The organism is Mariniphaga anaerophila (assembly GCF_900129025.1).
In the GTDB taxonomy this organism is placed as follows: Bacteria; Bacteroidota; Bacteroidia; order Bacteroidales; family Prolixibacteraceae; genus Mariniphaga; species Mariniphaga anaerophila.
This window is the reverse complement of the sequence record NZ_FQUM01000032.1, coordinates 1-4,152: the sequence shown is the minus strand read 5'-3', so window position 1 is coordinate 4,152 and position 4,152 is coordinate 1. Positions and strand designations below refer to the sequence as shown.

The window sequence follows — 4,152 nt, the reverse complement described above, 5'->3', positions numbered from 1 at the left end:
CCGTTTGTTGTCCAAAAATGGAAGAGGAAAGAAAAATCAAAATTGTCAATACTTTTATTTTCATATTGTTGTCTTTTTACACTTGGCTATAACGGACGGGTGCATGTTTGCGAAGCGGATTCCGAAGAGATTTTCCGTCCGGCAGGACGAAGAAAATCGAAACGTGAATCCGCGGCTGGCAAACCACCAAACCCGCTATGCAATATGCACATTGTTACAGCGCGTTTTTGTCTTTATTTCTTGTCTATTTTGTCAAGTTGTAAAATGTTGTTTTGGGGTTGTTCCACTCCTACTCCGTCATTTTCTTTTTCCTATTTCCTTTTCCTTGTCTTTCTGTTTTGCAAAAAAGTCAATATCTGGTCGTTTTTACTCATTAATTGTCTGTCGATTTTTGTGTTAAATTTATTCATTTTATAGCCAACCTGGTCAACAAAAATTCGATATTCTTTCTCTTTTTTCAAAGCTCCGCTTCCTCAGTTACATTTCATTTGTCGTTGAGGAATAATTTTTTCTGCTTCGCTCTTTTCTTTGTTTTCTTCTTTTCTCTTCCAAATCTGGCTGACTGTCCAGAAATCCTGTGCTTGTCTTTTTTCTTTTCCTTTCTTGTCTTTGTCTTTTTGCAATAGGTTTTTATTTGTTAATCGATTCCTTTTTCAAATGCGCTGGTAACGGTCACTTGTAAGTTGTCGTTGCGGATTTCGGAGCTCGTTCCTGTCCGGTAGGACGGAACGATGTTGCGAGAATCCAGCGTACGACACACCACGAACCCCGCAATGCAATTTACAATTTGTTACCGCAAGTTTTTTTGTTTTAATTACTTTCATCAGGGATTATTCGTTTGATTCATTGGTTTTAAGTCTGTTTGGAATACTCTTTAAATTTACTCCTTTTATTGTTAAGTCAAAAATTTTGGATTGCTTGTTATTATTCAAAAGTCAATACAAGTTTATGGTTGCTTTTTTTTTAAACCCCTAAACCCTCAAAGTTTAGCTTTCAATGCAAGCCTAATAATTGCTTAGGCTTTTAAATTCTAGTGTTTCCAAAATCCATTGGATTTTTATTAGAGAAATCATTTTCGGTTCTACAAACTAATTTTTTGTAATGACCTTTTCGTTAAAACTTCCATAAACATCAAAATTTAAATCGTTATTTCTCATTTTACGTTAACCGTAAAATTTATTGTTGTATCATCTCTTTTGATAAATTCCAAAATATAAACACCTCTTTTGTTTGGTATGAATTCATATTTAAGTACTTGCGGAACAGCAAACATTAGACAGGGAGAATTCTCTCGTGTATTTCCAAAAGCTTTTACCAGAATTCTATTTCCATGTTCGTCAGATAATAATTGAGAGATATAATCACAACTGCTTGAGCGCGGACAATAAACATCAAGGATTAAAGTGTCAGTAACATTAACCGAATTTTCTCCTTCTACTTTCAAAATGTCCCAATGGATTAATCCTTCAGGAGAGGGCAATGAATATTCAATTTCATTATTGTCCTTTTGACAACTTAAAAAGACTAAGAATAAACCGAATGCTAATAATTTTTTCATCTATGTTTTTTTTATATCAAGATGTTAATTTAGGGCAATTGGTTGCTTTTAAAATTTGCGGTAACGGTGGTGGTATGAGGTCGTGGCTGTCAGACGAGAGTCTGAGTGTCCGACCGAAACTGAGGTTGGGACGAGATTCGACAAGTCGAATCCGCACAACCCCAGCCATGACTTATACCACGTGTTAGCAGCTGTGCTTTAAAAAATATTATTGTTAATTCTCCAATCATCATTTAATATATTTTGCCAATCTTTTTCTGAGAGAAGAAACCATTCACCAGTTCTTCGTTTTGATTCATAGTGAGAATGCAAAGTTTTTTCAGTTTTTGTCCCACTAACTTTAAAATATCCAATTATGTCAAGTGGTTCAGGATTGCCTGTCTGTAAAGATGCGATTCTTGTTTCAACGGATTGTTTTTCCGTCATGTTATTTTTTTGTTCCGTATATCCAATTTTAAAATAATTGGTATTTCTCTGTCTAATTATGTACACTAATCCCTTTGACGAATTGTCGTCAATAAGTTTATACATGAAACTATTTGTCTTTTCGTAATTGCGATACGAAAAAAGCCACTTATCCCAAAAATTTTTATCTGATTCGGCGCGTTCTAAAGTGTCCCATTCGGATTCTTCTATCATTCTATCAATGTCTGATTCTCTTAAAATACCTGATTTTATTGAATGACTGTAGAATTCTCTGGCTTTATTCTTGTCCCTTTCGACAATAAATGTCCAATCTGATTCATTAAAATATGCGAGCTTAATTTTTATTCTTTGGGAATATTTTAATCCATAATCATCAAATAAAATCGCATTGCTTTCCTCAATTGGATTTTTTAAAAAATTTGGAGGAGGGCAATTAATATACTTTAATGAGGCATTGAAATATTCCATTCCTCTTTCATTGTATAATGTTTCAATTTTAGATGAATTTAGTTTTTCAAATTCTTCAAATTTTTCTTTTTTCAAAATGTCTTTTTCTCCATTAAAAGCTTCATCAAAAAGTCTGACATTTTCAAAAAGAAATTCGTATTTTTTGATATAATTTCTAGAGTAAAAATTGTCAATAACACGCTTAGCTTCAAGTAGAACAGGAGCGTAAATTGCATCTTCAAAATATTCCTTTAAATCTGGTCTTGATAAATAAACTGCTGCTATCCAATTGATAACTTGCTTTTGAATTGTTTGCAATTCATTATTCAAAAACCAATTGTATAAATCATCATTTATTTCAAGAGCAAAAATTTTATGACCTTGAATCCCAAATTTGAATAATCCATTATTTACTGCTTTATGTAGCTCTTCCAAAATTTCCCATTCTGAAGGTTCTTGCGGAAAAAAATTTCTTTCAATTTCGGAAACTCTAATTTTTTTTACATTTCTAACTCTTTCAAGAAATTCTTCTTTTTTAAGTTTAGACTCCTGATGTATATTTGAATTTATTAAAAAAATATTTTCCATTTTTCTGTCTTTGAATTCAGCATTGCTGCTAACGGTCACTTGTAAGTTGTCGTTGCGGATTTCGGAGCGCGTTCATGTCCGACAGGACTGAACTGCGATGCGAGAATCCAGCGTACGACACCGCACGAACCCCGCAATGCAATTTACAATTTGTTAGCAATTGTAATTTAATTATTGTCTTTTACACAGCGGACAGAAAAACCGTATCCTTTTAAATATGCACCTCTGCCGCAATATAAATTTTCAGCTCCAATTCCTCTATTATAAGCTATTGAGTCATTTTGTTCGGTTGAAGCCCAAAATGCACATGATTCTCCTAGACCATAAAAATAGCCTGCTTTTGGGAATCGACCACCAGAAGGTACTGCTGTGAATCCACTTTCATTTGTAACTTCCACAGAAGTACTAATCCAATGTTTTATACCTACTTCTTTCATTTTTGCACCTGCATGTTCATCTCCACCGAGACATGTCATAAGTGTCGTCCATTCCTCGTCAGTCGCTATATGCCATCCTTCAGGTGCTATTTTTCTTGAATCATCTACAGCATACCAATTGTATAATGCTCCATAAGTGTAGTTATTCGTGCTGTCGTTTTCATGCCATGAATATGCTGCAGTTTCTAAATTTTCCCACTCAGAGTTTTCAATAATATTTCTTATTGGCTCTCCATTTTGGTAGTGTGTTGTCCTAAGGTTTTCAGCCATCCATGTATGATTACAGATGGTCACTGTTTTGTATACATTCCCATCGATATCTTCTACACTTCCATAAGTAATGTCGGGATTAAATTCTATAGAAGGTTCTTCGATTGTGTTTAAGTCTTCTTTTTTACAACTACTATAAGTTAGTATTGCCATTAAAATAATTAAAATGTAAAAATTGATTTTTTTCATGGTTGCGAGTTTGTTATTAATTTATATATTTTCTGTTTGTGTCTTTTATTATAATTGCTAACGGCCGGGTGCATGTTTGCGAAGCGGATTCCGAAGAGATTTTCCGTCCGGCAGGACGAGGAAAATCGAAACGAGAATCCGTGGCTGGCAAACCGCCAAAACCCGCTATGCAATATGCACATTGTTACAGCGCGTTTTTGTCTTTATTTCTTGTCAATTTTGTCAAGTTGTAAAATG

4 protein-coding genes are annotated in these 4,152 nt (G+C 34.0%); all 4 read right to left on the bottom strand.

The window, feature by feature from the left end; all coding sequences use genetic code 11:
• Positions 1-473: 473 nt before the first annotated feature.
• The 4 genes from BUB08_RS20435 to BUB08_RS19830 all read right to left on the bottom strand — a co-directional run bounded on the left by BUB08_RS20435 (position 474) and on the right by BUB08_RS19830 (position 3,915).
• A complete protein-coding gene (locus BUB08_RS20435) occupies positions 474-623 on the bottom strand; it encodes a hypothetical protein (RefSeq protein WP_175550061.1) in 150 nt (49 codons plus the stop codon).
• Between the two features lie 530 nt (positions 624-1,153).
• Positions 1,154-1,558 (bottom strand): hypothetical protein, encoded by a 405-nt coding sequence (locus BUB08_RS19840; protein WP_073003668.1) that lies wholly within the window; start codon positions 1,556-1,558, stop codon positions 1,154-1,156.
• 198 nt (positions 1,559-1,756) lie between these two features.
• Positions 1,757-3,019 (bottom strand): GIY-YIG nuclease family protein, encoded by a 1,263-nt coding sequence (locus BUB08_RS19835; RefSeq protein ID WP_073003667.1) that lies wholly within the window; start codon positions 3,017-3,019, stop codon positions 1,757-1,759.
• A 167-nt stretch (positions 3,020-3,186) separates the two neighbouring features.
• Positions 3,187-3,915, bottom strand: coding sequence for a fibrobacter succinogenes major paralogous domain-containing protein (locus tag BUB08_RS19830; protein WP_083570894.1), 729 nt, complete (start codon positions 3,913-3,915; stop codon positions 3,187-3,189).
• Between the last annotated feature and the right edge of the window lie 237 nt (positions 3,916-4,152).